This is a genomic window from Marinobacter salsuginis (assembly GCF_009617755.1).
Taxonomy (GTDB): Bacteria; Pseudomonadota; Gammaproteobacteria; order Pseudomonadales; family Oleiphilaceae; genus Marinobacter; species Marinobacter salsuginis.
The window spans coordinates 1-26984 of the sequence record NZ_BGZH01000001.1 but is presented as its reverse complement, the minus strand read 5'-3'; the positions used below and the strand labels follow the sequence as shown (position 1 = coordinate 26984).

22 protein-coding genes are annotated in these 26984 nt (G+C 54.2%); 17 read left to right on the top strand and 5 right to left on the bottom strand.

Going from position 1 to position 26984, the window contains the following annotated elements; all coding sequences use genetic code 11:
• Window positions 1-32: 32 nt before the first annotated feature.
• Window positions 33-1496, bottom strand: coding sequence for a glycogen synthase GlgA (gene glgA / locus GJU83_RS00110; RefSeq protein WP_153633453.1), 1464 nt, complete (start codon window positions 1494-1496; stop codon window positions 33-35).
• Window positions 1493-3379: a 1,4-alpha-glucan branching protein GlgB gene (gene glgB, locus GJU83_RS00105; protein WP_153633452.1), complete on the bottom strand. Its 1887-nt coding sequence runs from the start codon at window positions 3377-3379 to the stop codon at window positions 1493-1495. The genes glgA and glgB overlap by 4 nt, the downstream gene beginning before the upstream one ends.
• A gap of 203 nt (window positions 3380-3582) precedes the next feature.
• On the opposite strand from glgB, the gene glgC reads away from it, so the two are divergent.
• The 5 genes from glgC to glgP all read left to right on the top strand — a co-directional run bounded on the left by glgC (window position 3583) and on the right by glgP (window position 11119).
• Complete coding sequence (glgC, locus tag GJU83_RS00100; RefSeq protein ID WP_069183637.1) at window positions 3583-4848, top strand: glucose-1-phosphate adenylyltransferase; 1266 nt, start codon at window positions 3583-3585, stop codon at window positions 4846-4848.
• On the top strand, window positions 4838-6565 hold the full coding sequence (locus GJU83_RS00095; RefSeq protein ID WP_069183638.1) for a glycoside hydrolase family 57 protein: 1728 nt from the start codon (window positions 4838-4840) through the stop codon (window positions 6563-6565). Before glgC ends, GJU83_RS00095 begins: the two co-directional genes overlap by 11 nt.
• On the top strand, window positions 6562-8055 hold the full coding sequence (gene malQ / locus GJU83_RS00090; RefSeq protein ID WP_069183639.1) for a 4-alpha-glucanotransferase: 1494 nt from the start codon (window positions 6562-6564) through the stop codon (window positions 8053-8055). Before GJU83_RS00095 ends, malQ begins: the two co-directional genes overlap by 4 nt.
• 100 nt (window positions 8056-8155) lie before the next feature.
• The gene (locus tag GJU83_RS00085) at window positions 8156-8518 is read left to right on the top strand and encodes a PilZ domain-containing protein (RefSeq protein WP_069183640.1); all 363 of its coding nucleotides are present in this window, start codon (window positions 8156-8158) and stop codon (window positions 8516-8518) included.
• A 66-nt stretch (window positions 8519-8584) separates the two neighbouring features.
• Window positions 8585-11119, top strand: a complete 2535-nt coding sequence (gene glgP, locus GJU83_RS00080; protein WP_069183641.1) for an alpha-glucan family phosphorylase — start codon at window positions 8585-8587, stop codon at window positions 11117-11119.
• Window positions 11120-11122: 3 nt separating this feature from the next.
• Here the strand turns inward: glgP and GJU83_RS00075 are convergent, their stop codons facing one another.
• Window positions 11123-12535 (bottom strand): TrkH family potassium uptake protein, encoded by a 1413-nt coding sequence (locus tag GJU83_RS00075; protein WP_174805027.1) that lies wholly within the window; start codon window positions 12533-12535, stop codon window positions 11123-11125.
• Window positions 12536-12786: 251 nt separating this feature from the next.
• Here GJU83_RS00075 and GJU83_RS00070 point away from each other — a divergent pair, with 251 nt between their 5' ends.
• From GJU83_RS00070 to GJU83_RS00025, 10 genes are all read left to right on the top strand, one after another.
• The gene (locus GJU83_RS00070) at window positions 12787-13329 is read left to right on the top strand and encodes a porin family protein (RefSeq protein WP_069183643.1); all 543 of its coding nucleotides are present in this window, start codon (window positions 12787-12789) and stop codon (window positions 13327-13329) included.
• A 23-nt stretch (window positions 13330-13352) separates the two neighbouring features.
• On the top strand, window positions 13353-13928 hold the full coding sequence (locus GJU83_RS00065; protein WP_069183644.1) for an acyl carrier protein phosphodiesterase: 576 nt from the start codon (window positions 13353-13355) through the stop codon (window positions 13926-13928).
• On the top strand, window positions 13925-14539 hold the full coding sequence (locus GJU83_RS00060; protein ID WP_069183645.1) for an ATP-dependent zinc protease family protein: 615 nt from the start codon (window positions 13925-13927) through the stop codon (window positions 14537-14539). The genes GJU83_RS00065 and GJU83_RS00060 overlap by 4 nt, the downstream gene beginning before the upstream one ends.
• 176 nt (window positions 14540-14715) lie before the next feature.
• Window positions 14716-15246: a YfiR family protein gene (locus GJU83_RS00055; protein WP_083231789.1), complete on the top strand. Its 531-nt coding sequence runs from the start codon at window positions 14716-14718 to the stop codon at window positions 15244-15246.
• The gene (locus GJU83_RS00050) at window positions 15243-16691 is read left to right on the top strand and encodes an ATP-binding protein (protein ID WP_069183646.1); all 1449 of its coding nucleotides are present in this window, start codon (window positions 15243-15245) and stop codon (window positions 16689-16691) included. Before GJU83_RS00055 ends, GJU83_RS00050 begins: the two co-directional genes overlap by 4 nt.
• 58 nt (window positions 16692-16749) lie before the next feature.
• A complete protein-coding gene (locus tag GJU83_RS00045) occupies window positions 16750-17202 on the top strand; it encodes a response regulator (protein WP_069183647.1) in 453 nt (150 codons plus the stop codon).
• A 13-nt stretch (window positions 17203-17215) separates the two neighbouring features.
• A complete protein-coding gene (locus tag GJU83_RS00040) occupies window positions 17216-18907 on the top strand; it encodes a putative bifunctional diguanylate cyclase/phosphodiesterase (RefSeq protein ID WP_227514504.1) in 1692 nt (563 codons plus the stop codon).
• A 53-nt stretch (window positions 18908-18960) separates the two neighbouring features.
• Window positions 18961-20697, top strand: coding sequence for a thiamine pyrophosphate-binding protein (locus GJU83_RS00035; RefSeq protein ID WP_069183648.1), 1737 nt, complete (start codon window positions 18961-18963; stop codon window positions 20695-20697).
• A 14-nt stretch (window positions 20698-20711) separates the two neighbouring features.
• On the top strand, window positions 20712-21536 hold the full coding sequence (locus GJU83_RS00030; protein ID WP_069183649.1) for a citryl-CoA lyase: 825 nt from the start codon (window positions 20712-20714) through the stop codon (window positions 21534-21536).
• Window positions 21537-21539: 3 nt separating this feature from the next.
• Complete coding sequence (locus GJU83_RS00025) at window positions 21540-22337, top strand: citrate synthase family protein (protein ID WP_069183650.1); 798 nt, start codon at window positions 21540-21542, stop codon at window positions 22335-22337.
• A 14-nt stretch (window positions 22338-22351) separates the two neighbouring features.
• On the opposite strand, the gene GJU83_RS00020 is transcribed toward GJU83_RS00025, so the two are convergent.
• Window positions 22352-24484 (bottom strand): TonB-dependent receptor plug domain-containing protein, encoded by a 2133-nt coding sequence (locus GJU83_RS00020; protein WP_153633451.1) that lies wholly within the window; start codon window positions 24482-24484, stop codon window positions 22352-22354.
• 535 nt (window positions 24485-25019) lie between these two features.
• Here GJU83_RS00020 and GJU83_RS00015 point away from each other — a divergent pair.
• Together GJU83_RS00015 and GJU83_RS00010 are read left to right on the top strand one after the other, a co-directional pair.
• Window positions 25020-25409 (top strand): hypothetical protein, encoded by a 390-nt coding sequence (locus GJU83_RS00015; protein ID WP_217352200.1) that lies wholly within the window; start codon window positions 25020-25022, stop codon window positions 25407-25409.
• Between the two features lie 132 nt (window positions 25410-25541).
• Entirely contained in the window at window positions 25542-26345 is an 804-nt protein-coding gene (locus GJU83_RS00010) for a tyrosine-type recombinase/integrase (RefSeq protein ID WP_153633450.1), read from the top strand.
• 350 nt (window positions 26346-26695) lie between these two features.
• Here GJU83_RS00010 and GJU83_RS00005 read toward each other — a convergent pair.
• Window positions 26696-26984, bottom strand: a 289-nt coding sequence (locus GJU83_RS00005) for an integrase core domain-containing protein (RefSeq protein WP_153633449.1), incomplete at its 5' end; no start/stop codon positions are given.

Below are 26984 nucleotides of genomic sequence, written 5' to 3'. Positions count from 1 at the left end.
GTTGGTTGCCTCCAGGCGGGCAAACGCTCGCACTAATCCAGCTGTTGTTGATCACGTTCTTTGAGAATGCCCTGATACAGGTCACCATAGGTGCGAGCGCGCTGCTTCCACGAATAATCGATGGCCATGCCGTTTTCCTGCAATCGCCGCCATTGTTTTCGCTTTTCAAACACCTGCAGTGCCCGGTGTATCGCAGTCAGCAGCGATGCGGCACTGGCACCGGCAAACACGAATCCGTTGGCCTTGTCGATTCCCACCTGCTGCGGATCCTGTACCGTATCGGCCAGCCCTCCGACACCGTGCACCACCGGAATTGTCCCGTACCGAAGGCTGTACATCTGGTTTAACCCACAGGGTTCGAATCTGGACGGCATCAGGAAGAGATCACAGCCCGCCGTGATGCGATGGGACAGCCCTTCGTTGTAGCCCAGGGTGAGTGAGAACTGCCCGGGCCATTGACGGGCCAGTTGTTTCAGCGGCTCCTCGTAACGGTCCTCTCCCGAACCGAGAATCACAAACTGGCAGCCCTGTTCCAGCAAATCCGGCATCACGGACACTATCCAGTCCACCCCTTTTTGCTCCACCAGTCGGCCAATGAAACCAAGAAGCGGCGCGCCGTTCACTTCCAGCCCAAGCTCGTGTTGCAGCGCTGCCCGACACTGTGCTTTGTTCTTCAGATGGTCGCGTCCGTAGTGGAAGGCCAGCTCTTGATCTTCCTCCGGGTCCCAGACCCGGGTGTCGATGCCGTTGAGAATGCCGGTCAAGGCGTGTTGCCGGTGCCGGAGCAGACCATCGAGGCCATTGCCGAATTCCGGAGTCTGAATCTCACGTGCATAGGTGGGGCTGACGGTGGTGATCCGATCACTGAATACCAGGCCGCCCTTGATAAACGAAAGCTGGCCATAGAACTCCAGTTGTTCAAACCTCCAGAGGGTGTCGGGCAGACCGAGGGCGCGGAACGTCTCGTTTGAGAAAAGCCCCTGGTAGGCAAGGTTATGAATGGTAAACACGGTGCCCGGCCGCTCCTGATAGGCTTCCAGGAATACCGGTATCAGCCCGGTTTGCCAGTCATTGCAGTGCACCAGATCGGGCCTCCAGTTCAGACCGGCTTCGCCCATGGCGATCATGGCCCCCACTTTGCCAAACAGCTCAAACCGGTGGGCGTTGTCCCACCAGTCTCTCCCTTCCTCGTTTTTGTAGGGGTTGCCGGGGCGATCGAAAAGGGGCGGGCAGTCAACCAACCAGAGAGTAACCGCGGTGCCTGGCAGCCGAGTCTGCCACAGGCTCACATTGTATTGGCCAAGCTGGAATCGGGCCTTTCTGCGGGAACCGGCTTTTCTGGCGGCCTTTATCGCGTCCGGGTAACCAGGCAGGAGAATCTGAACATCGTATTCAAGACGACAGAGCGCTTCGGGCAAGCTGGCAGAAACATCGGCAAGACCGCCGGTCTTCACCAGTGGATAGACTTCACTGGTGGCAAAAAGAACCCGGATCATAACGCTGGCCTCAGGATTATCGCGCCCATCGGTGGCAGCGTGAGTTCCAGTGACCAGTCACGGTTCATCCACGGCTGTTGATCCGCTGGCATGGTGTAAGGGTTACCGAGATTGCTGCCGCCGTAGTATTCCGAATCGGAATTGAAGATTTCCCGCCAGTTGCCACCCTGGGGCAACCCGATCCGGTAATGGTGCCGGGGCACAGGGGTGAAATTGACCACAATCACCGAGGTTTCGCCTCCAGCCGTGCGCAGGAAACTGATCACGGATTGTGGGGAGTCATGGCAATCGATCCACTCGAATCCATCCGGCGTGAAGCAGGCGCCGTTTAGCGAAACTTCCCGCCGGTAAACGCCGTTGAGGTCCTGGACCAGCTTCTTGATTCCCTGATGCTCCGGGTGCGCCAGCAGAGACCAGTCCAGCTCCCGGGATTCACTCCACTCACGGCGCTGACCAAACTCCCCGCCCATAAAAAGAAGCTTTGCGCCGGGATAGCAGAACATATAGGTGAAGAGCAGTCTCAAGGTTGCCCGCTGCTGCCAGTCGTCGCCGGACATCTTGTTGATCAGGCTGGCTTTGCCATGAACAACCTCATCGTGGGACAGCGGCAAGAGAAAATTCTCAGAGAACGCATATAACAGCCCAAAGGTCAGTTTGTCGTGGTGGTACTGTCGGTATACCGGGTCTTGGGCCAGATAATCGAGGGTGTCGTGCATCCAACCCATATTCCATTTCAGATTGAACCCCAGCCCACCGATTTCGGGCGGCCGTGTAACACGGGGCCAGGACGTGGATTCCTCCGCACAGATCAACGTTCCCGGAAAGCGGCTCTGGCAAACGCGGTTCAACTCGCGGAGAAACTCGATGGCTTCAAGGTTTTCGTGTCCGCCGTGGACATTGGGCAGCCATTCGCCCTCCTTGCGGGAATAATTGAGATAGAGCATCGACGCCACTGCATCTACCCGCAAACCATCAATATGGAAGGCGTCCAGCCAAAAGAGGGCGCTCCCGATCAGGAAGTTCCGAACCTCGTGGCGCCCGTAATTGTAGATAAGGGTACCCCAGTCCTGATGACGCCCCTTGCGGGGATCTTCATGCTCGTAGAGCGCGCTGCCATCAAACCGGGCCAGGGCGTGCTCATCGGTGGGAAAATGACCCGGCACCCAGTCCAGGATCACGCCGATGTTGTGCCGATGGCACTGGTCTACCAGGTAGCGGAAATCGTCCGGGCTGCCGAAACGACTGGTCGGCGCGTAATAACCGGTGGTCTGGTAACCCCAGGATTCATCCAGCGGGTGTTCCGTCACCGGCAAAAGCTCAATGTGGGTAAAGCCCAGTTCCAGGACATAGGGAACAAGCTGGTCGGCCAGCTCTCTATATGTCAGCCAGCGACCGGACCCGTGATGTCGCCAGGAGGCAGCATGCACCTCGTAAATGGAAATGGGAGATTGCTGCCAGTTCCAGCGGCTACGGCGGGCAAGCCAGTCGCCGTCGCCCCAGCCGAAACGGCCGCGTTCGGTCACAACAGCGGCGGTGGAGGGCCTCAATTCGAAGGCCTGCCCGTAGGGATCGGTTTTTAGAAGCTGGTCGCTTCTTTCTGTCGTGATGGAGTACTTGTAGAGAGCGCCGGTACCTATGCCGGGAACAAAGCAGGACCAGACACCGGTGTCCCCGTTGGACGCCATGGGGTTGGCGCCGGTGGCCCAGTGATTGAAATCCCCGACAACGCTGACGGACTTGGCGTGGGGTGCCCAGACCGCAAACCGCACGCCTTCCACTCCCTTGCTCCGGCAAACGTGGGCCCCAAGGACATTGTAAATGTGCCAGTGACGGCCTTCGCCGAAGAGGTGGAGGTCAAATTCGCTGAGCGTTGGACTGTCCATAGACCGTGCTGTTCCTGACCGGGTAAAGCGCATTGGGCGTCCGTTCATTGGACGCGAAAGGGCCTGTTTAAAAAATGACCCAAAACAAGTTTACGTCATAATTCCGTGCTAGTGTTCTAATATAGTTTAAGGCGTCAAAAACGTGGCAAACCCTAGCGGTTGAACGATCGGTCCGAGGGAAGGTTTGCTTCAGGGAAGCAGCTATGCAAACGGCCAAGCGTTTCGTCAGTCGTCTCACTCGTCAGACTCTTGCACTGGTACTTGCCGGAGGGCGGGGCTCCCGCCTTCATGATCTCACCAAATGGCGGGCCAAACCGGCGGTTCCGTTTGGCGGTAAGTTCCGGATCATTGATTTTCCCCTCTCGAACTGCATCAACTCGGGCATTGGCCAGGTTGGTGTAATCACCCAGTACAAATCCCATTCCCTGATTCGCCACATCCAGCGGGGCTGGGGGTTTCTCCGCGGGGAACTGGATGAATTCGTCGAGCTCCTGCCAGCACAACAACGGATCGAAACCTCCTGGTATGAGGGAACAGCGGATGCTGTGCTCCAGAACCTCGACATCATCCGCAGCCATCAGCCGGAGTACGTGCTGATCCTGGCAGGTGACCATGTCTATAAGATGGACTACGGCACGATGCTGGCCCATCACGTTGAAAACGATGCCGATATCACCGTGGGCTGTATCGAGGTGCCACTCGATGAAGCCTCCGCATTCGGCGTTATGTCGGTGGATGATGAGCTCAGAGTCACTGAATTCGTCGAGAAACCGAAGCAGCCAAAGCCGATGCCCGGCCAACCCGGCAAGGCGCTCGCCTCTATGGGCATCTATGTGTTCAGCACCCAGGTGTTGTTTGATGAGCTGATGCGTGACCACCAGATGGATGGCGATTCCTCCCACGATTTCGGCAAGGATATTATTCCATCGGTGATCAAACGTTTGCGGGTGGTGGCATTTCCATTTCGGAACCCGGTCGAGAACAAACCTGCCTACTGGCGGGACGTGGGTACCGTTGATGCCCTATGGCAGGCGAACCTTGAGCTCATCAGCATCAGCCCGGAACTGAACCTCTACGATTCTCACTGGCCGATATGGACCTATCAGGAGCAACTGCCACCGGCCAAGTTCGTGTTCGACGACGACAACCGACGCGGAATGGCAGTGGATTCCATGGTGGCGGGCGGGTGCATTGTCTCCGGCTCACTGGTAAAACATTCCCTGCTTTTTTCGCAGGTTATGGTGCATTCCTTTAGTGAAATATCAGATTCAGTGATCTACCCGGATGTGCAGATAGGGCGCCATTGCCGCCTTCGAAACTGCCTCATTGATCGTGGCTGCCGGATTCCGGAGGGCACCCGGATTGGGTTTGATGCCGAGGAAGACCGGAAGCGGTTCCATGTTTCTCCAAAAGGTATTGTGCTGATCACGCCCGAGATGCTCGGGCAGGATTATCCCCATGGCCTCTGACACAAAAACGCCGGTAGTACTTTGCTGGCACATGCACCAGCCGTCCTATCAGGACATGCGAACCAATCAATTCCTGTTTCCCTGGGTATACCTGCATACCATCAAGGATTACAGCGACATGGCTGCCCATCTGGAAGGTAATCCAGAGGCCAGGGCAGTGGTCAATTTCGCGCCCGTTCTGCTTGAGCAGATCGAGACCTATCTGATCCAGATCGAGCGTTGGCGGCATGGAGCAGGTGAAATCGGTGATCCTCTGCTGGCTGCCCTTGTCGCCGAGGAGTTACCGGAAACCGGCACCCCGGCTTTTCTTGGCCTGATGGAAAAGTCCCTTCGGGCGAACCGCGAGCGGATAATCAATCGCTACCCCGCGTTCGCGCGTCTTGCTGAACTGGCTGACGTCTATCGCCGAAAACCGGAGCTTCAGAGGTATATTTCGCGCAGATTTCTCTCGGATCTGCTGGTCTGGTATCACCTCGGCTGGATGGGGGAGACGATTCGCAGGAAAAGCCATTGCATCCAGAGCCTTCAGGAAAAAGGCCATAATTTCTCGATGGACGACCGGCGAGCTTTGCTGGACGTGATCTTTGATGTGTTATCCGGCATCGGCCCGAGATACCGCCATCTCGCCCAGAAGGGCCAGGTTGAACTCTCCGTGAGCCCCTACACCCATGCCATGCTGCCTCTGCTCATCGACCTGGCTTCCGCCCGGGAGGCCATGCGAGACATCACTTTGCCGGTGCACAGTGACTACCCGGGTGGTGAGGCGCGGGCCGGCTGGCAACTCCAGGAGGCGAAGACCGTCTTCCAGCGATTCTTCGGCCTTGAACCATCCGGCTGCTGGGCCTCAGAGGGTGGCCTCAGCGCCGCCACACTGGCCTTGCTGGAAGACCATCAATTCCGTTGGACGGCCAGTGGGGATTCGGTGGTGCACAACAGCCTGAACCGAGCCCGGGAAACCAACCCGGAACTGCCCGATTACGGCATTCATCGGCCGTATACCTTTGGTGAATCGGGCACGTTCGTGTTCTTTCGGGACGACGGCCTGTCTGATCTTATCGGGTTTACCTACGCGGACTGGCATGCCAGGGATGCCGTCGGCGACCTGGTTCATCACATGGAGAACATCGCAGGCCAGGGCAAAGGCAAAGCACGGCCGGTGATTTCGGTGATCATGGATGGTGAAAACGCCTGGGAATATTACCCGGAAAACGGCTTTCATTTTCTGGATGAGCTTTATCGGGTTCTGGCGAACCACCCCAAGCTGCAATTGACCACCTACAGCGATTTGGTAGCCAACCCCGTCACCGAGCCCATCAATCTGCCACATCTGGTTGCCGGGAGCTGGATTTACGGCACCTTCTCTACCTGGATTGGTGATCCGGACAAGAACCGCGCCTGGGATCTGCTCTGCGAGGCAAAAGTCCACTTTGACCGTGTGATGGATAACGGCAGCCTCAATTCAGAACAAAAAGAGGCTGCCATGCAACAATTGGCGATCTGTGAAGGCTCCGACTGGTTCTGGTGGTTTGGCGACTACAACCCGGCTCAGATCGTCAGCGACTTTGAACATCTCTACCGCCGCCACCTGGTCAACCTCTATGAAATGATCGGGTACCCGGCGCCGCCCTCGGTATTCCAGCAGCTAAGCCAGGGCAGCGGAGAACCAGCCCGGGGCGGAACCATGCGTCCGGGCCATGACGCGGAAAAACAGGCATGACGCAAACGAATACCAACGACCTGTTCAGTGTAAGGAGAGCGGGGGTGCTGTTGCATCCTACGTGTCTGCCGGGCAGCCTCGGTGTCTTGGGAGCAGGTGCGCGCCGTTTCGTGGATTTCCTGGCCGCCAGCAATATCACGGTCTGGCAGACTCTGCCAATCGGCCCAACACATTCCGATCTTTCCCCCTATCAGTCCCTCAGCGCCCACGCGGGCAATCCGAATTTCATCGACTTGGCGGAGCTGCTGCAGGTCGGCCTGCTGGTGGATTCAGAAATTGCACAGCCGATTGGTGAGTCCCGGCAACAGCTTCTGGGCATTGCCGCCCAGCGTTTTTTCGATGGCAAGGCGCAAGGCCGGAACGGTCTTGATCAACCCGGGTTCGAGCATTTCCGGGCCAGGAACGATTACTGGCTGGATGATTTCTGCCTGTTCTGCTCAATCCGTGAGGTTCAGGAGTCGCCGGGCTGGTTGCAGTGGCCGGTGCCCCTGAGAGACCGGGACCCTAGCGCACTAAAGAGCTTTATTGACCAGAATCAGGCTCGGCTGGCCCGCATACAATTCGAGCAATACCTGTTTAATCATCAATGGCAAGCCCTGCGGGACTATGCGCGCGACAGGGGCATTTTGTTATTCGGTGATATTCCCACTTTCGTCGCACATGACAGCGCGGACGTCTGGGCCAATCGACACCTGTTCAAACTTGACGCCAGGGGTGAACCCACGGTTGTTGCTGGCGTCCCGCCGGATTACTTTTCCGCCGATGGACAGCACTGGGGAAACCCTCTCTACGATTGGCAGATTATGGCTGAAGACGGTTATCGGTGGTGGTTGGAACGGCTGGAAAGTCAGCGTCAGCTTTTCGATCTGATCCGGATTGATCACTTTCGGGGTCTTCAGGCGTACTGGGAGATTCCTGCCGAGTCGCCAGCGCCGAGAAACGGATATTGGGTGCCAGGTCCGGCCGATCATTTTCTGCAAGCCTGCTTCAACCGGTTTCCGGACTTGCCGCTGGTGGCCGAGAACCTCGGCATCATCAGCGACGACGTCGAAGAGCTCAGGCAGCGGTTCAGGTTGCCGGGGATGACGGTGATGCAGTTCGGTTTCGATGGCAGTCCCAGCAATCCCCACCTGTTGCATAACCACCATCATCGGGATCTGGTTTACACAGGTACCCACGATAACGATACGACACTCGGTTGGTATCAGAGTCTAGACGAGCACACCAGACGCAACGTGAACGATTATCTGGGAACCACCGGTGAGGGCATGCCATGGCCGGTGATTGAGGCGGCTCTCAGATCCGTGTGCTCTATCGCGGTGGTACCAATGCAGGACTTTCTGGGGCTGGGAACCGAGGCGCGATTCAATACGCCGGGAACGATTACCAATAATTGGGTTTGGCAACTGGACTGGAATTTTCCACAGGAAGATCTGTCAATACGCATTGCTGAAGCTGTAAAGCGACATGGACGCTTACCCGCTGGCTGAGCATTTTTTGACCAGAGTCAAAGAGGCGTCTCCCAACCTTCGCTATAAAGCACGAACAGTATCAACAATTGCCGTTCTTGATGAGTCACCGGGGGGAAACATGGAACACAGACTCAGTAAACGCGTTCAGGGAAAGCTTGGCCTGTTGGTATACAAACGCGGGATGCCGGTGGCCACCGGACAGATTCGGGATGCGTCCAAACGAGGGCTCTTCATTGCGACCGATTACACGGACGTGCAGTTAAACCAGACGGTAGAGCTGGAGTTTCGCTTCCCAGACCAGCAGGAAAAGCGGTTTCGTCGCCTCAAAGCACACGTAGTCCGCAAATCCGACCGGGGGCTGGGTGTCGACTTCGAAGGCGTTGAAAACGACAGCTTCACCATCTCCTCTCTGCTGCAATGGCTAAGAAAGCACCATATGCCCGTCAATTATTTTCCGGTTCGTCGTCAGCAAGCCTTCTGAATTGATGGGGGAGATCTCTCATGAAGCTCCCTCTAATTTACCGGCCAACCTGAGCGGAGTCCTACTTTGACGCTGGCAGCCTATACCACGCGATCCTTGCCGGACTCCCTGGCCGGTCTGTTTCAGCTGGCCCTGGATCTACGATGGACCTGGCACCATGGCACCGATGAGCTTTGGCGCGCCCTCGATGAGGAAATCTGGGATACCACCCGGAACGCCTGGCTGGTGCTGAACAGTGTCTCCGGCGACCGGCTTGAAGAACTGGCCGCCGATCCTGACTTCCAGAAACGCTACCGTGACCAGATATCAGCACATAGTGAGTTTATTCAGGCTGATACCTGGTATACATCGGAGTGCCCCGGGAATCTGGGCGAGGGCATTGCCTATTTTTGCATGGAATATGGACTGAGCGAATCTCTGCCGCTGTACAGTGGCGGACTGGGTGTCCTGGCGGGGGATTTTCTGAAGGCCTCGAGCGATCTTGGTGTGCCCGTAATGGCTGTCGGGTTGCTTTTCCAGCAGGGCTATTTCCGCCAGGCCATCAGCACCGATGGTGAACAGCTCGAATTTTATCCCTACAACGACCCTACTATGCTGCCGGTTTCCCCCTTAAGGGATGATGAAGGCCAGTGGGTGAGGGTGGTTGTACCTTTCCCCGGGCGAAACGTTCGCCTACGAGCCTGGAAGGCTCAGGTTGGCCGCTGCGAGTTGTTATTGCTTGACAGCAACGACCCGCGCAATGAACCCGGCGACAGGGGGATTACCAGTGAGCTATACACCGGCGACCCGGAAAAACGCCTGCAACAGGAAATGGTGCTTGGCATCGGCGGCTGGCGCCTGATCGAACAGCTGGGCCGAAGGCCTGCACTGTGCCATCTGAACGAGGGGCATTGCGCGTTGGCACTGATTGAACGGGCCTTCAGCTGGCAGGATCAATGCAACGCCGATTTTCAGCTCGCCCGTACCGCAACCAGGGCAACCAATCTGTTCACCACGCACACCTCGGTGGCCTCTGGCTTTGATCATTTTTCCCGATCGCTGCTCCGGTTGTACCTGGCTCCCTGGCTTGAGGGGCGCGACCTGGATATCGACCAGTTGATGGATTTAGGCAGCGAAAACCAGCATTCAGAAGATCAGTCTGGCAGCCAGAAGCTCAACATGGCCCTGCTGGCGTTGAACATGAGCGGACGGTTCAATGGGGTCAGCCGCATCCACCAGAAAGTCACCCAGACCATTTTTCAGCCGTTTTTTCCCCGCTGGCCGGCCGAGGACATTCCCGCCGACTATGTAACCAATGGCATTCACACGCCCAGTTGGGATTCACCGGAATCCGATGCCATATGGACACAGGCCTGCGGCAAGGATAGATGGCGCAGACCACTTCAGAAATCCTGCCCGATGACCGACATCACCGATGAGGCGTTGTGGGAGATGAGGCGTCTGCAGCGGACACGGTTGGTCGGCTACCTGCGGCGACGGCTTTCAAGCCAGCACTGTGAGCAGAATCCTGGCTTCGACCATGCTGCTGCCTGCGGGCTGTTGTTGGACCATGAAACCCTGACCCTGGGGTTTGCCCGGCGTTTTACCGAATACAAACGACCGGACCTTCTGCTCAAGGATCAGGATCGACTGCTAAAGCTATTGGCAAGCCGGGACCGCCCACTCCAGATCGTTCTTGCCGGCAAAGCTCATCCCTATGACCTTGTCGGGAAGGACATCATCCGCCAGTGGAAAGCATTTTCCAGGCGCCCGGATGTAGAGGGCAAGGTCGTGTTCATCGAAGACTACGACCTGGGTGTGGCCAATCAGTTGGTTCAGGGAGTGGATGTCTGGCTCAACTGCCCGAGACACCCCTGGGAAGCCTGCGGCACCAGTGGCATGAAAGTACTGGTGAACGGCGGCCTGAACCTGTCCCAGTACGACGGCTGGTGGGCGGAGGCCTGGAACCGGGATGTGGGCTGGGCCATTCGACCCGGCGCTACGTTCCGGGAGCTCAGTGGCTCCAACAATCACGACCACGACCTTTCAGACGCGAGTGAACTGTTTGATCTGCTTGAAAAAGAGGTCGTTCCCGACTTCTACAATGAGGACGAAGAGGGCATTCCCCGGCAATGGCTGAAGCGAATGCGTGCCAGCATGGACCAGCTGACAGCCGCGTATTCTGCCAATCGCATGGTGCGAGAGTACGTGGAGCAGTTTTACCTGCCCATGGCCGAAAAAGGCAGAAACCGGACGATGGAAACCTCGAAGGAACTGTTGGCGGAATGCAACGCAATCGCGCAGCACTGGCCTCGATTGAGGTTCAACAGTTTCAATGCCATTGAAACCCCAGACGGCCTGTTCTGCAAAGTGGAAGTCTACCTGGATGGAATCGACGAGCAACGGATTGCCGTTGACCTGGTGGCGGAAGAATCAGAGCAGGGGCCCAGAACGGTGGTGGCGATGGAAATGAAGCATCCCCTGGGCGGTTCTGCACACACCTATCTTTACGAGTGCATAGTGCCCTCAAGGCCGCAAGGACATTACACACCGAGGCTTCGAGTGCGTGATGAGCGCCTGAACCTGCCGCTGGAAAATCCGGCGATACTCTGGCTCAAGTAAGCCTCAGCTTCGCCAGAACGCCGGCGAAAGAACGATTACAACACTCAGGATTTCCAGACGCCCCATCAACATTCCCACAGACAGGACCCATTTCGCCGCGTCGGGCAGTGGTCCAAAGTTCCCGGCCGGACCGATGATGTCACCAAGACCGGGGCCAACGTTGGTCAGCGAGGTGAGGGCGCCTGACAGTGCGGTTACGAAGTCCAGTTGCATTGCGGCGAGGGCAATCGTAATCAACAGCAGACATAACAGGAATATAAACGTGTAGGCAATCATGGACGAGATGATCTCATCGCTCACTGCCCGCCCGTTGTAGTTCCGGGTAAGCACCGCTCGCGGGTGCAGAAGCCGCATCAGCTGTTCACGAAGAATAATAAGGGACAGCTGGAACCGGAAAATCTTCATACCGCCGGCGGTGGATCCTGAACAGCCACCCACGAACATCAGGAAGAAAAACAACACGAATGCCAGCGGGCCCCAGGCTGAATAATCCTCGGACGCGTAGCCCGTGGTTGTTACCACCGAAGTAACGTTGAATAGAGTCGACGCATAATTGTGGATGGGATCAAAAGGTACCGGAGACACCATCCAGCGGTAGAGGGTCAACAACAGCGGCACGAAGAACAGGATGGCCAGGAAGAGCCGAACCTGCTGATCCCTGAAAAGCACGCCATGTTGACCATGCATTTCGCGCACAAAAAGGAAGAAGGGCAGGCTGCCGATAATCATGAACAACGTCGCTTCCATGAGAATCAGATCATTGAACTTACCCATGGACATATCCGACGTGGAGAAGCCGCCGGTGGCAATACTGGTCAGGCCATGATTAAAGGCATCGAACAGCGTCATGCCAGAGAAGTAGTAGGTGACCACTGCGATGATCGAGAAAACAAGGTAAACCACCAGCAGACCGCGGCTGAGGGTTTTCATTCTCGGCAATGCCTTGTCGGTCCACTCCGAGGACTCCGTGGCAAACAGCCGCATGCCACCGACGCGAAGAAACGGAAGCACCGCAACGAACATGCCGATAATACCGATGCCGCCGATCCATTGCAGAATGGAACGCCAGATCAGCAGATCCCGATCCATGTCGTCCAGGCCACTGAGAACGGTTGCCCCGGTGGTGGTAATCCCGGAGGTACCCTCGAAGAAAGCGTCCGCAGCGGAAATTCCAAGGTCGCTCAGGTAGAAAGGAAGGGATGAAAACAGTGCGATGATGAACCAGGACGAAACCGTGAGCACAAACATGTAGCGGGGTTTGAGATCCCGAGGCTTGCTATAGGTGGCAGCCATCCCGAGGATGCCCAGGCCGCAGACAATAGCGGCCGATTCCGCAAACGCCATGGCATTCGGCGTCTCGGAGCCCGCAAGTAAAATGACAGGCAAAGTCATGAAAATGCTCAAAAGCACAAACATGACGCTGACAATAAAAATGACGGGGTAGAGATTTCTCAATGGATGCTCGAGCCAGCTGATACCGGGAGACGGCGTCAGAATACCTGTGGGTTCCGGCTTCCGCAAGGTAACACCGCGCGGATACTGAAATTACCGGCGAATTAAATCGGTGTAAATAACGCGTAAATGCGGATCTTTCTAATGGAAAAATCCGTGAGTCTGGTGCAACTTCAGCGATGTACACCGAATGATTCGGTTAAGGAGATACCAGTATGAAACACGTACGTTCAATTGCCGTTATTTTTGCGACCGGTCTGGCGGTTGCCGGCACGGCTTCGGCCCAGGATATGTACAAGTCGGGCGTTGGTGCACTGTATACAGGCCTTAATTACACCTTCGTGAATCTGGAAAGCGGTAACGCCGATGCCGATGTCGGCACTCTCTCTGCGAAGGTGGGCGTAATGGCGACGCCTTACCTGGGGATCGAAGCCCGTGGCGGTTTCGGAGTGGATGATGAGCGCGTCGGCGGCGTCGACTATTCATTGGACAATTTCTTCGGCGGCTACGCCACGTTCAATCTGGCCAACGAATCGCCGATTACCCCCTACGCCATACTCGGCTTCACCCGGGTTGAACTCGAGGCCTCTTCGTTCCTTGGCACGGCCACCGAAGATGAAACGGATGTGTCTTACGGCATCGGTATGAATATGGAATTTGCGCCGAACCTGTCCGGCAACCTCGAGTACATGCGTTACTATGAAGACAGTGATGCTGAAATCGATGGTCTGGGTGTCGGCATTCAATTCAACTTCTGAGACCAGACCACCGGGGAGACTGTTTGAACCATCTGGCTCATGTATTTCTGGCGCCGGACTCGCCTGAAGCAAGGGTGGGAAGCATCCTCGGTGACTTTACCCGGGGTGTCGATCTCTCGGCACTCCCGGACTCGGTAAAACACGGCGTTCGCCATCATCGGGCGGTGGATAGTTTTACCGATCAGCATCCGGATGTACTTGCGAGCAAGCAGGTGTTCTCACGTCAGAGACGCCGATTTGCCGGGGTTGCACTCGATATTCTCTACGACCATTTTCTTCTCAAGCACTGGGACCGATTCAGTGACATTGAGCGAGAGGCGTTTATTCGCCGTATTTACAATGAGTTGCAGCAAAAAGAGCATCTGATGCCGGACAAGATGGCCCGGGTTACCCGAAGCATGGTCTGGAATGACTGGTTTGGAGCCTACAAGGACCTTGAAAACATTGGACACGCTCTGGACCGGGTTGCGGGACGCATACGCTTCAGAAACGAGTTCGCCGGCATTATTACGGAGGTCCGCGCAAACCACGACGAACTGGAATTCAGGTTTCTGTCTTTTTTCCCGGATTTACAGGAATTTGCAGGAGGTATTGAATGAGGTTTGTTAGTAGAGCCTTGCTGGTAGGAGCATGGCTTTTATCATCATCGATGGTGCTTTCGGCGGAGGCGGATGCCAACAGTGAACAGCAAAGACCGTCGGAAACCCTTGGCTATGTTGAGTGGGTGGTTATGAAAGATACCAACCTGAGGCTTAAAGCACGCCTGGATACAGGCGCCAAGACTTCTTCTCTGCACGCGGTAAACATCGAGGGCTTTGAGCGCGATGGAGAGGAATGGGTAAGCTTCCAGATCCCACTAGGTGACCACGAGGACCAGCCGACCGAGGGTGAGTTGGACCATGACGACGTCGTTCTGGAGTTTGAACGCCCGGTTGAGAGGACAGTGCTGATCAAGAGGAAAGGTGCGCCGTCGCAAAAACGGTACGTCGTGATGATGGATTTCTGCATCGCAGGCGCAACCCACACCACCCAATTCTCACTTACTGACCGGGGTAAGTTTTCCTATCCTGCGCTGCTGGGCCGGCGCTTCATGCGTGACGACAACATCCTGATTGATTCCGCAGACCCATTTCTTGCAAAAAACGAATGCGAATATGTGACTCTGGAAGAATTGGCAGAGGCGCACAAAGACAAGTTGTTAAAGCAGTAAATTCTTCGCGGATCACCCGAAGCCGCTGGCTGGACACCGCTTTGACACCCGACTCTGTTGGATACATGGATGCAGGTAACAGTTGACGGCAGCCCTTTGAATGCTAACCTTCCGTTGGTGTTGGGCTTCCTTGTTAGCGTTTCCCCTGAACCAAATTTCTGCATCCTGGATGACAAGTGAGGGATCACCTGAAATTTTTACTTATTGCTTTGTTGCAATGCTGCTTGAGCTTGGCACCCGCTCATGGATCCGTCCGCTCCGAATATGAAGTGAAAGCGGCATTTCTCTTCAACTTTACCCGTTTTGTTACTTGGTCCCATGCTGAAAACAGTGCAGAGCCATTGGAAATCTGCATAGTAGGGACCGACCCCTTCAAGGAACTGCTTGACCCGATTCGCGGCCGTTTGTCTCAGGGAAGGGAGCTCCAGCTCAGGTACCCCGAGATCAACTCAGACCTATCCGGCTGTGATGTTCTTTATATCAGCGAATCGCAGTCAAAAAACCTGAACCTACTTTTTGATGCTGCCCGACAGCAAGGCATTTTAACGGTCAGTGATCTACCAGAATTTGTACGTAAGGGCGGTATGGTGGGTTACGTCAAACAGGGCAATGTCATTCGTTTCGAGATTAATCTGAAGGCTGCGACTGACGCAGGCCTGACGATCAATTCACGACTCCTCGAACTGGCTGTGAGGGTGTTGCGATGATCGGACGATGGCGTTATTGGCGGCTTAAAACGAAACTGCTTTTCCTCACACTCTTCACCAGTGCGCTGGGTATTTCACTGGTTTGTATCAGCCTCATCCTGGTTGAAAACCAGAATTACCGTAAACAGCTTGAATCAGAACTCCATGTAATTGCTGGCATACTCGCCGAGCAATCTGCGGCAGCGCTGCTATTTACCGACCGGGAACAACTTGGAAGCATTATCTCCAGCCTCAAAAGAATCGGCACCATCCGGCAAGCCTGCATTTACAGCCCTGGCGGCGAGGTTCTGTCCGCTTTGGAAAGCATGGATAGGCAACCTTGCCCCGATATAACGCAACGAGTTGAAGCCGGCTTCGTGGGTGACGCCTACCAACTCCTGATACCTGTCACCCTCGACAGCGAAACGGTTGGGCATTTGTATCTGACCTCGCACCTCGATGTTATGCGCAATCATATACGCACCTTTGTATTGGTAACGATTGCGGTTGGAACCGTCATCCTCCTTGCCCTCGTCTTTCTGGCCCTGAAGCTCCAACGCATCGTGTCTGGGCCGATCCTCACGCTATCGGAAACTGCAGAGCGTATCGCGAGAGATGCGGACTACACCATTCGAGCGCCCGTGTCGGGAACCGATGAACTTGGCCGGCTCGGTAATACTTTCAATGAAATGATCGGGACCATAGAACAGCAGAACCGCCGCATTCTCGAAAGCCGGGATAGCCTCGAAAGAATAGTGGAGGCACGAACATCAGAGCTGAGCATGGCAAATCGCGAGCTCGAGGCATTCAGTTACTCAGTATCTCACGACCTCCGGCAGCCTCTGCGGGCCATCGAGGGCTTTGGACAGGCGCTTGAGGAGGACTGCGGTGAACAGCTCAATGACGCCGGGAAAGATTATCTCCGGCGAATTCGAGCCGCCAGTGTACGAATGGCAAGCCTGATCGATGGTCTGCTTGTGCTGTCCAGAGTCAGCAGGCAACCGATGGAGAACGAATCGGTTGATCTGACCAACCTTCTGCAAGAAATTTCGGATGAACTGATGAACATTGAGCACTCCGTGCCAACGGAAGTGAACATTCAGAAGGGCATTCACGTGGTTGGTGACAGCCGGATGCTACGGGTTGCATTTCAGAATCTTCTCGAAAATGCCTGGAAGTACAGCGCCAAGGTCGAGAAGCGCCGGGTTGATGTGTCCGCAGTGGAAACCGGAGGTTTTATTACGATTGAAGTGCGGGACAACGGTGTGGGCTTCGACATGCGTTATATCGATAAACTGTTCGTCGCGTTCAACCGCCTCCACACACCCTCGGAATTCGGTGGTACCGGGATCGGTCTAGCGACAGTTTACCGTGTCGTTCGGCGCCATCACGGTGAAATTTCCGCCTCATCCGAAGTTGGAAAAGGTGCCCGTTTTGACGTCACGTTGCCTGTTTCGCGGCGTTAGCGCTACACTTGTAAATAGAGCAAAACTATAACGCAACTGATTGAAGGGCAAAAGAAATATGGACGGACGTTCAATCCTTGTGATTGAAGACAATCCTGACGACCAGATTCTTACAGTTCGCGCCCTGAAAAGTGCCAGCGTTGATAGCCCGGTGATTGTCCTTGAGGACGGGGAAGCCGCCTTGAAATTTCTGTTCGGTGACGGCGACCAACCCTCAAGGAACGTGGAGTCACTGGGCGTGGTGTTACTGGATGTGAAGCTTCCAAAGGTTGGAGGGCTGGAGGTGCTCAGGCATCTGCGATCGTCTCCCTCAACCCAGTGGTTACCGGTCATCATGGTTACATCTTCTGATGAACCGGCGGATCTGCTGGAGGCCTATAGGCTGGGGGCCAACAGTTTCATCACCAAACCCATCGACTATCGTGAATTTGTGGAGCAGATGACCTTATTAGCCCGTTATTGGTTGCAGGTAAACAGAGTACCGAATGCTAGTGCCGTTCGCTCATTGTGACAAGGTGAAGGCAATGACAGAGACCGCCAGCCGACTCAGAATGCTGATCGTCGAGGATTCTGAAGACGACGCACTTCTCCTACTGCGCGAACTGCGTAAAGGCGGCATTGATCCTTACAGCGAGCTGGTAGACAGTGAAGAGCGCCTGTGCCTCGCTCTACGCGAGAACAAATGGGACATACTTATCACCGATCACAACATGCCCGGGTTCTCGTCATTCCGGGTTCTGGAGCTTGTTCGGGAATATTCCGCAGACCTGCCCGTAATCATTGTTTCAGGCACCATAGGGGAAGGCGTTGCCGTTACCGCCATGAAATCGGGTGCACAAGATTACATTATGAAGGACAACCTTTCCCGTTTGATTCCAGCTATTAATCGGGAAGTGCGGGAAGGTTCGATTCGACGGGCTAAACGCGTGGCGGAAACCACGCTGGAATATATGGCCTACCACGACAGTTTGACCGACCTGGTAAACCGTCGGGAATTTGAACGCCGTCTGATGAGAGCTCTTGAAGATACCCACAATGGCGACGGGGATCATGTGCTGCTGTATCTCGATTTGGACCAGTTCAAAATCATTAATGATACATGTGGCCACATCGCGGGTGATCATCTGCTCAAGCAGATCGCCGCGTTGCTATCCGAACAGATTCGATCTGATGACACCCTGGCGCGACTTGGAGGCGACGAGTTCGGAATACTGTTGCACGGCTGTGATGGATATTATGCGCGTAGAGTTGCGGAAAAGTTGTGCCAGGAAGCCAGCGAATTTCGCTTTGTGTGGCAAAACAAACCTTTTTCCGTATCCCTGAGCATAGGAATGGTGCTGATCGAAAAGCACTACGACAATGCCAGCGAGCTTCTTTCCCATGCAGATCTGGCGTGCTACGCCGCCAAAGATAGAGGCCGCAACAATGTCCAGCTGTACCAGTCGAACGATGCAGACATGCAGCAGCGTCAAAATGATATGCATTGGACCAGCCGGATTCAGCAGGCCCTCCAATCAGACAGCTTTTGTCTCTGGAAACAGGATATGGTCGCATTGCAGCCCAACGATACTGATGGCTACCGAACCGAGTTCCTTGTACGCCTCAAGGAAGGGGATGACGTCATTCCGCCCGGCGCCTTCATTCCGGCGGCCGAGCGCTTTAGCCTGATGACCAAAATTGATCGCAAAGTCATTGAATTGGCCTTTCGATACCTTGATCAGACTGGCCTGGGCCGAGAGGAAACCGGCACTTTTTTTATCAACCTGTCGGGCAGTTCCTTCAATGAGCCAGAGCTTTTTCTGTACATCTGCGAGCTTGCCGATACGCACCGTCTCAAGCCCGAGCGAGTGTGCTTTGAAATTACTGAAACCTCGGCTATCGCTAACCTGAACGTGACTCAACAGTTCATTAATACAGCCAAGAAAAGAGGCTTCAAATTTGCTTTGGACGATTTTGGAGCGGGTATGAGCTCCTTCTCCTACCTCAAGGCTCTTCCAGTGGATTACCTGAAAGTCGACGGCGGATTCGTTCGTAACCTTCTGACCGATCCAATTGATCTGGGAATTGTAGACGCCTGCAACCGAATCGGGCATGCCGCCGGCCTCAAGACGGTTGCTGAATTCGTTGAAAACGAAGAAGTCAAAAAACGGCTTGTAGAGCTTGGTCTCGACTGCGCCCAAGGATATGGCATATCAAAGCCGTGCCCTCTGGATTAATGAAGCTGTCGGGCTGTCTGCCATTCGTTGGTCATATCTTCTAAGGACTCTCCATGCTCGGAAACGGTGACCTGATACTGCGCTATCTGGAGCACCTCGGTGTTGAATATGTTTTTGGTGTTCCGGGGGGCAGTATAGAGCCCTTCTATGACGCTTTGGCCAGAAGCGAGCGCCGTGGCGGAATCCGGGCCATCACGGCACGGCACGAAACCGGCGCAGCTTTCATGGCGGAGGGCTACGCACGGGAGACTGGCAAAATAGGCGTTTGTTGCTCAACGGCGGGTCCCGGTGCCACGAATCTGCTTACGGGTGTGGCCTCGGCCTATGCAGATGGCATTCCAATGCTCGTTATCACAGCGCAAACCGCACTTGACCGATTTGGTCAGGGTTCCTTCCAGGATACTTCATGCACCGGTATCCATACCGTTGAGATGTTTGCCAAGTGCACACGGTATAACACGTTAATCTCCCATCCCGCGCAGCTTGAAACCAAATTGCTTCAAGCGGTGAGCCACGCGATGGGCAACCAGCCGGGCCCCGCTCATCTGGGAATACCTCTGGATGTGATGCGCCACAGGATCCCAGACAATGAAATCGACGCGACGCTCAACGCCTTCACTAATCATGAAGTTGCACCGAGCGATCATTCTACCAAGTCCGCATTAAATGAACTGGAGTCTGCCCGAAAAGTTACTCTCGTTCTGGGTGAGGGCGCATCTGAAGCCAGCGAACTGCTGGTGCGCTTAGCTGAGGCACGAGACTGGCTGATGGTGACAACGCCACGCGGAAAAGGGCTGATCGACAGCTTTCACCCGCTTTATCGGGGAGTGTTCGGCTTTGCCGGTCACGAAAGCGCATCTGATGCCCTGCGAGAAGATAGCGCCGACCTAGTGGTCGCTATTGGTACCGCACTGGATGAAGTTTCTACCAGCGGATGGGACCCCACTACAATACTTTCCGAGCGGCTTATTCACATCTCCAACAACCCGGTAGACCTGAGCCGATCTACCATGGCCCGATTGGTGGTTCTGGGTTCGCCAAAGCTCCTGTTCGAATCCATATCCAATGCCCTCGGTGTGGATTCAGTGTCTCAGAGTAACCGATCTGTCTTCTACAACGACCGTTTACCAGCCAACACCAGATTTGATGACCCTGAAAAATGCTTCGATAGATCCGGACCCATAAAGGGTCAAACTCTGATGACCTACATGAGCCGGATTTGTCCCCAGAATACGCGGGTTTTGATGGACGCCGGCAATAGCTTCCTATGGGGCATTCATTATTGGAATATACACCGCCCCATGAATATGCACCCTGGTGCTAATCACTTTCATATAGGTCTCGGGTTCGCCGCTATGGGCTGGGCTATTGGCACCTCTGTGGGCATGGCCAGCGCCAATCCAGATCATCCTGTGGTCTGTTTCACCGGTGACGGGAGCTATCTCATGGCCGGGCAGGAGTTGACCACAGCCCTCCAGGAAAACCTGAACATTCTCATGGTGGTGCTGAACGATTCTTCACTAGGTATGGTTAGCCACGGACAGAAACTGAGTGGGGGGGAGCAGTTGGCCACTCGGCTGCCAAGGGTGGATTTCTCAATGATCGCCCGGGCATTGGGTGTCGAGTCCTACCGCATTGAGACTATGGAACAATTTGCTGACCTTGATATTAAGGGGATTCTGTCCCGACCTGGCCCATGCTTGTTAGACGTAATCGTTGACGGCGACCAGGTGCCACCATTGGGCTCCCGAATAAAAGTGTTAACCAGCTCAATACAAACTCACGAATAGAGTAGGGGGCCGGCGTGCCATCAGACTATGTTTATCACTCCAATTTCTGGCTTGAAGAGCCGGAAGAGTCCAATCCTTTCGCAGCCAAGGCATGTTACTGCCACGGCTATGACGTTTATGGGCAGATCATTGCCCGGGCAAGCTGGTTCGAGTATCTGCTTTTAATGTTCAAGGGAGATCGACCCGAGCCTGCCCATGTGGTGCTGCTTGAAAAGCTTGCGCTAGTTCTTGCCAATGCCGGCCCAAAAGAGGCCAGTATTCGTGCGGCCATGAATGGTGGGGTCGCCGGAACCAACCATAGCTCCGCCCTCATGGCAGCACTCGCTGTTGGTTCTGGACTCTATGGTGGTTCCCAGGAGCTCGAGATCTGTATGCGTTTATGGCAGGAATGCGGGCAGGATGTTGAGAAATGGATAACCCGTCTGCAATCTCCCGAGGAAGACGAAAGGGCTGATATATGGCCGGCTATGGAGCATCCACCTGGCTTTGATCCCAACGGGGACCAGATACCGACGACGCTTCTTCAATCCCTGGAGTTATTGGTCCAGTTCGCTCCCGAGAGCGGCGCGTTAGCCTGGCTGGCGATAAACCGCAGTGATCTGGAAGAGTTTTTTGGCTGTCCCATATCCATCAGTGCAGTCGCGGCGGCAACTTTGGTAGATCTTGGTTTGGATAAGGACCAGGGCAGTATGCTCTACCTCATGCTGAGGCTCCCGGGTGCCGCGGTTCATGCCTTGGAACAACGAAAGATGGGCTGGAAAAAGTTTCCTTTCTACAGTCCCGCAATTGAACTGGAAGAAGATCCTGGCCCCTATAAAAAAGCCGGTGAGGAGGAGTAGCCAATGAATCATGAGCGGCTGTACGAAACTGAGAGCCACCTGACAACCCGCATTGGAAAGGCTTTTCTCACCGAGCGTGTGGTTATGCATGGTAAAGATCTTCATCATGAGCTGGACCATATGGAATGGCTGCACCTTTACCTGTTTGCGATTCTGGGGAGGGACCCCGGTAAAAATGTTGCCAACATGCTGAACTGCTACTGGGTGGGCAGCAGCTACCCTGACCCATCGATTTGGCCAAATCACGTAGCAGCGCTGGCAGGTTCTGTACGTACCACCCCTTCGCTCGGCATGATGGCAGGTTTAAGTATTTCCGAGGCATCGATTTACGGTCGCCGTCCCGAAGTTCGAGCACTCGATTTCTTTTACAGGGCAGGAAAATGGTGCGAGGAGGGCGGTAAGATCGAAGAATTTGTCGATAATGAGAAAGCCCTCGGGCGTATTCTATTCGGCTACGGGCGCCCTCTCGCCAAAACAGACGAGCGCATTGCCTTTACTCTGGACAAGGCAAAAGAGTACGGCTTTTCAAATGGACGCCATTTAAAAATGGCGTTTGAGGTTTTTGAGCATGTGAACAGTGTGTACGGATATTCAATGAATGTTGCCGCCGTACATGCCGCTCTTGCGGCAGACATGGGCTTCAGTTGCGAAGAGTATCAGCTCCTGCTGTCACCCGGTTTCGTAACGGGTATGGCCCCATGCTTCAAAGATGCGAAAGCACGACCAGAGGGCAGCTTCTTCCCGATTCGCTGCGAGAGCATTGTCTATCATGGTGTGGGCAAGCGAAATTGGGAGGATTGACGCAGAGGTTTTAATCAGAACGTATAGGACAGTTCTCCGACCAGACGGCGGCCCGGCATCGGAAAGTCGTTTGGTATGGCCGGACTGGGCTGGGCAAAAGGGCTTGGGTCTCGCACATCATCATTGAAAATATTCTTCACAGACACCGAGAGATCGAGCCCACGCCATAAGCCCTTTGTTCGAAGGGTCATATCCACAGTCGTCGAATCGGGCACAGGTTCTCTCTGATCCGCGGCAGTTCTTTTCTGCTCGCCTACCCAGTTGACCTGAGAGCTCAGGAACCAGCCAGACCACAGAGACCAATCGGCGCGGGCATAAACCTGGTGGTTGGGAGCATCGCCCACAGACTCGCTGGTGAGTTCATCCTTGGCGGTCTGGTAAGTATAATTTGCCGTCACCGAAAATTCATCAGTGGCCTGGTAGCTCAGTTCGAACTCACCACCGTGTCCGGTTCGCTGACCTACGTTCTGATATTGATTGGCAATGAGGCCTGCAACCGGCTCAGCATTTATGAGATCGTCAATCTCGTAATAGAATAGGTTCAGGGAGTACAGAACACGGGCGGTTGCCTGATGGGATACACCGATTTCATAGGTGTCTATGGTCTCGGCATCAAGTTCTTCGTTACCAATAACCACCGGATTATTGGATGCATGCAGTTCATTCAAAGACGGCGCGCGAAAGGCTCGTCCGTATAACAATTTGGTTGTGATACTGTCTGTTGTCGCCCATATCAAGGCGGCACGAGGATTGACCGTGCTCCCGAAATCGGAGTATTCATCAAAACGAACGCCGCTAACCAGCTGCCAGTTCTGAGCAAACTTCCACTCATCCTGAACGAACAGATAGTAGTTGGTACGGTCTTCCTCAGGCATCCAGACTTGATTCGGATCATCAGAGACGTCTACCACGCCGCCCTTGGGACTGAAGTCGGGATTGAAATTCTTACTTTCTGTCACTTCATACAAATCGGCCCAGAACGTACCGCCACCCATATGGACCCGATGGTCCTTGAAGCCACGGTAAACCGCACTCAAATCGAGCCGAACCTGATTTTCCTTGTAGCCAGGGCTACCAATCAAACCATCGGGAAAGTCACCATCAAAAGCACCTGGTGGATAAAGAACAATGTCGTTCTCCGGTTCTTGGGTGATATTGAAATAAAACACCCGAGCCTCAACATCCAGGCCAGGGGCGAGGTGTGACCAACGATAACTGTAATCCAGATTTACCCGGCGAGACGCATATTGTCCCTCTGGATCCAGCGCCTGAGCCAGGCCAGGGCCGGTACCGAGATTACTGCGATCCTGCAGGCCTGCGCGCAGGGTCCACCGGTCGTCACCCATTTCAAAGCGGGCATCAAACTGGTCCGACCCCGTATTGACCGGACCTGGGGCAAGAGACGCTGAAGTTCCGAACAGCTCATCGAAGCTCGTCTGTGCGTCCTGCTCAATAACGTCGTCCCAGCCTTCTGTCGTCTGGTATTCCAGAACAAGGCTCATCGCCAGTTCACCACCAATATGGTGCACTGACTCCAGCCAACCACCCCGAGTATCAAAGCTGCCGAGGCGCCCACCGACAGTCTGACCTCCAATCGAGTCCGGGCCCTTTGTAATAATGTTGATAACGCCAGAGTAGGCGTCTGCACCGTACAGTGCAGATCCAGGACCCCTGATCACTTCGATCCGTTCGATTGCCTTTACCGGCATGCCTCCCCAGGCATTCCCGCGGTTGCCGTAAACCATTGTGGTAGTGGGAATTCCATTAATAAGAACGAGTGCCTGGGCGTTATTACTCGACGTTATGCCTCGGAAGACATATTTGGGAGAAAATCCCTGATCGGAATGATTCACGTGAAGGCCGGGCACAGTCTCAAGCACTTCGTCGAGGTCCGTCGCACCTATGGCCGCAATGTCATCAGCATTGATAACTGAGGTAACAGCAGCCGCCTTATCCAGAGGGGTTTCAGTGCCGGATGCAATCGATACGACGCGGATCTGCCCAAGCTCCTCCAGGGGGATGTCCCAGAGGGATTGATCAGCAGCAGCAACACCATTGGATATCGCAAGACAAACCACGCTCACTCGCAGCGGAGCGGGAAGAAGTAGAAGCGCAGTGCGGCCCAGGGCCAATAGGGGTTGCTGCATAAAAAATCTCAGCACTTTGACCTTGTTAATGGATGAAACGATTCAATCATTGGCTGCATTCCGGGAAGTGCTTCAGCCTTAACTGGTCCTGTAGGCATGCCGAAGTTATACGGCTAACCCATTAATCGGTGGTAAAAAAGCAAGCCGAATAGGAGTTTAGCTTCATTGGCTGTATAAGCAAGTCTTTATCGGGGCATGTCAAAGGTTTGATGGGGGCGGGACTTGGCTTGCGCGAAGGGTAATCAATGTTGATATGGTGCACCGGATGTAGCTGCATGTTCGTAATTTAACATAATATACATTATGCGCAGTTTGATACTAGGGATTGGATGCTGTTTTGTCCGTTTGTTTGGCCGACAACAACAAGTACTAAAACTTTCCACAACAAGTGCTAAATTTCCACAACAAGTACTACAACGTTCAGATTGCTGATTTTGGTGTATTTGTTAACTGCGGCCCTGATCAAAATTCCTACTACCGGCTATTTCCTAAATTTGGACAGTCGACCTGATTGTGAAGTGAGGATCTAATAAAGATGGGACTACGAATAAGAGCTCTACTCTTATTGTTGTTGGCTCCAATGGATGCCGCTGCCGGCTGTTACGTCATCGGTAACCTTGAGGGTCAGTCCACGCGCGAAGGTTTCGAATTTGAAATCTCTGAGGACGGTATCACCGAGGCAAAGTTTATCGTTGAATTGAATGGGCCGGAAAGCAAAGTTACTCCTAATGACATGAGTTGCAGCCAAGTCGGAGCACTGACTCTACTGTGCGTTGACGCCGTTGAAAATGGTAAATCGGTTATCGAAACCTGGTCTGTTTTCCCTGAAAGAAAGAAGTTGGTCCACACCAAATCAATCAATGGTTTGGGCGCCTTCAACGGAGGAAACTTGTTTGTAGGGAAAATAATTGGGCGTTGCGACTGAGATCGCCGGCTATGTAACCACTACTAACCTTCAATATTCGTTCCCCTAGCCAAAATCCGTTAAAATAACATTATTACGGATTTTATCTTTCCCCTTTCCTTGCATCCTTGCGGCTTACCAGGAGCTTACCCGATGAGCAAAACCGGCCAGGCACGCGTGCTCACGCCCGAGCAGTTCGCCCACCTCTTGGGTAAGATCAAAGAGCATCGTTACCCGGAAAAGAATACGGCTCTGGTTCAGATCAGCTTCAAGCTCGGACTTCGAGTTCAGGAGATCGCGCTACTCCAGATCAAAGACGTCGCCGAGCTTGGCCCTCTGAGTTCGGGTTCTGTTCAGCGCTCCTTCAAACTTAAGGAAATCCTTGCGTTGCCTGCGGCTTACACTAAGGGTGCCGATGCGTTGAGGCGATCCAAATCCACGTATCAGCGGCGTCGGATCAGTTTTAGTGTGCACGATTTCCACCAGCTTGTTCAGCGAATTGAAACCATGGCCAAGGCCGGCGCCGAGATCAAGCCAGAGGATTTTTATCCTGAGGTCAAAAAACATCGTGGTAGATCGCGTGATCTTCCAATGGATGACATCGCGCTGAGAAAAGCTATCGAAAATTACCTTGCGATCCGCTTGGCGGCGCAACCTTCGGTGAATAAGACCGATCCCCTATTCCTGACTCAAAAAGGAGGCCCCTATTCTCCCAATACTCTCCAGGAACACTTCGCTCTCATGCAGCGGCAGTGGGCAGGTATTGAGCGAGCCAGCTCCCACAGTGGTCGGAGGACGTTAATGACGAATATCATTCATGAACAAAAGAAGTCCGTTAAGGTCGCTCAAAAGATTGCTGGCCATGTGTCACCTTCAACAACGCTTATCTACGAAGAACCTCCTGAGGAGTCGTTGAAGGAAGCGTTGCAGGATGTTGGCTGCGAATATGTTGGTTAGTCCAGCACCCGAATAACATTTAAAGCACGGTCGTTATTAGTATCCAAACGCCTCGAATGCCCTTGGTTTGCGTACATGACCGGTTAAAATTTTCACCTACCTTGGAATAAACTTGTTGATAGGGCCGTATACAGGTAGCTGCCCTGCCCCCTCGAGATCGACTAATTTGACTACTCCGGCCCACCCAACGTGGATTTCATGGCTAATAGCATACCCCGTTGACTGAAAAGCGAAGTTGGGTTTGGTCGCAAAGCGGATATTCAGACAGATAGACCAAGACTCTCCCTAGAAGAAATTCGGACTCTTTTTAGAAAGGTGCGCAGTAACGGGGTAGAACCCCTTTGTAGTGGTCAACTAATCCCGGACAGTATTTTAAGGTTTTCCTCTGCTGCAACGGGAGAAATGCCGCCGTTGAACGTATGAGGTCTTTGCTGGTTGTAGTAGTCCATCAGATAGCCACCAACATCTTTTTTGGCCTCAGGCAGATTTCGATATCCCAGGGCCGGTATCCATTCAGATTTCAGACTCCGGAACAGCCTCTCCATCGGTGCGTTGTCCCAGCAGTTGCCACGTCGGCTCATGCTTTGTGTCATTCGATAGCGCCAGAGCCGCTGACGGAACTTTCGACTGGCATACTGG

Bases quoted from the DNA above. Each gene is read 5' to 3' on its own strand.
- glgA (WP_153633453.1), bottom strand. From the start codon at position 1,496: ATGATCCGGGTTCTTTTTGCCACCAGTGAAGTCTATCCACTGGTGAAG.
- glgB (WP_153633452.1), bottom strand. From the start codon at position 3,379: ATGGACAGTCCAACGCTCAGCGAATTTGACCTCCACCTCTTCGGCGAA.
- glgC (WP_069183637.1), top strand. From the start codon at position 3,583: ATGCAAACGGCCAAGCGTTTCGTCAGTCGTCTCACTCGTCAGACTCTT.
- GJU83_RS00095 (WP_069183638.1), top strand. From the start codon at position 4,838: ATGGCCTCTGACACAAAAACGCCGGTAGTACTTTGCTGGCACATGCAC.
- malQ (WP_069183639.1), top strand. From the start codon at position 6,562: ATGACGCAAACGAATACCAACGACCTGTTCAGTGTAAGGAGAGCGGGG.
- GJU83_RS00085 (WP_069183640.1), top strand. From the start codon at position 8,156: ATGGAACACAGACTCAGTAAACGCGTTCAGGGAAAGCTTGGCCTGTTG.
- GJU83_RS00075 (WP_174805027.1), bottom strand. From the start codon at position 12,535: ATGTTTGTGCTTTTGAGCATTTTCATGACTTTGCCTGTCATTTTACTT.
- GJU83_RS00070 (WP_069183643.1), top strand. From the start codon at position 12,787: ATGAAACACGTACGTTCAATTGCCGTTATTTTTGCGACCGGTCTGGCG.
- GJU83_RS00060 (WP_069183645.1), top strand. From the start codon at position 13,925: ATGAGGTTTGTTAGTAGAGCCTTGCTGGTAGGAGCATGGCTTTTATCA.
- GJU83_RS00050 (WP_069183646.1), top strand. From the start codon at position 15,243: ATGATCGGACGATGGCGTTATTGGCGGCTTAAAACGAAACTGCTTTTC.
- GJU83_RS00045 (WP_069183647.1), top strand. From the start codon at position 16,750: ATGGACGGACGTTCAATCCTTGTGATTGAAGACAATCCTGACGACCAG.
- GJU83_RS00040 (WP_227514504.1), top strand. From the start codon at position 17,216: ATGACAGAGACCGCCAGCCGACTCAGAATGCTGATCGTCGAGGATTCT.
- GJU83_RS00035 (WP_069183648.1), top strand. From the start codon at position 18,961: ATGCTCGGAAACGGTGACCTGATACTGCGCTATCTGGAGCACCTCGGT.
- GJU83_RS00025 (WP_069183650.1), top strand. From the start codon at position 21,540: ATGAATCATGAGCGGCTGTACGAAACTGAGAGCCACCTGACAACCCGC.
- GJU83_RS00020 (WP_153633451.1), bottom strand. From the start codon at position 24,484: ATGCAGCAACCCCTATTGGCCCTGGGCCGCACTGCGCTTCTACTTCTT.
- GJU83_RS00015 (WP_217352200.1), top strand. From the start codon at position 25,020: ATGGGACTACGAATAAGAGCTCTACTCTTATTGTTGTTGGCTCCAATG.
- GJU83_RS00010 (WP_153633450.1), top strand. From the start codon at position 25,542: ATGAGCAAAACCGGCCAGGCACGCGTGCTCACGCCCGAGCAGTTCGCC.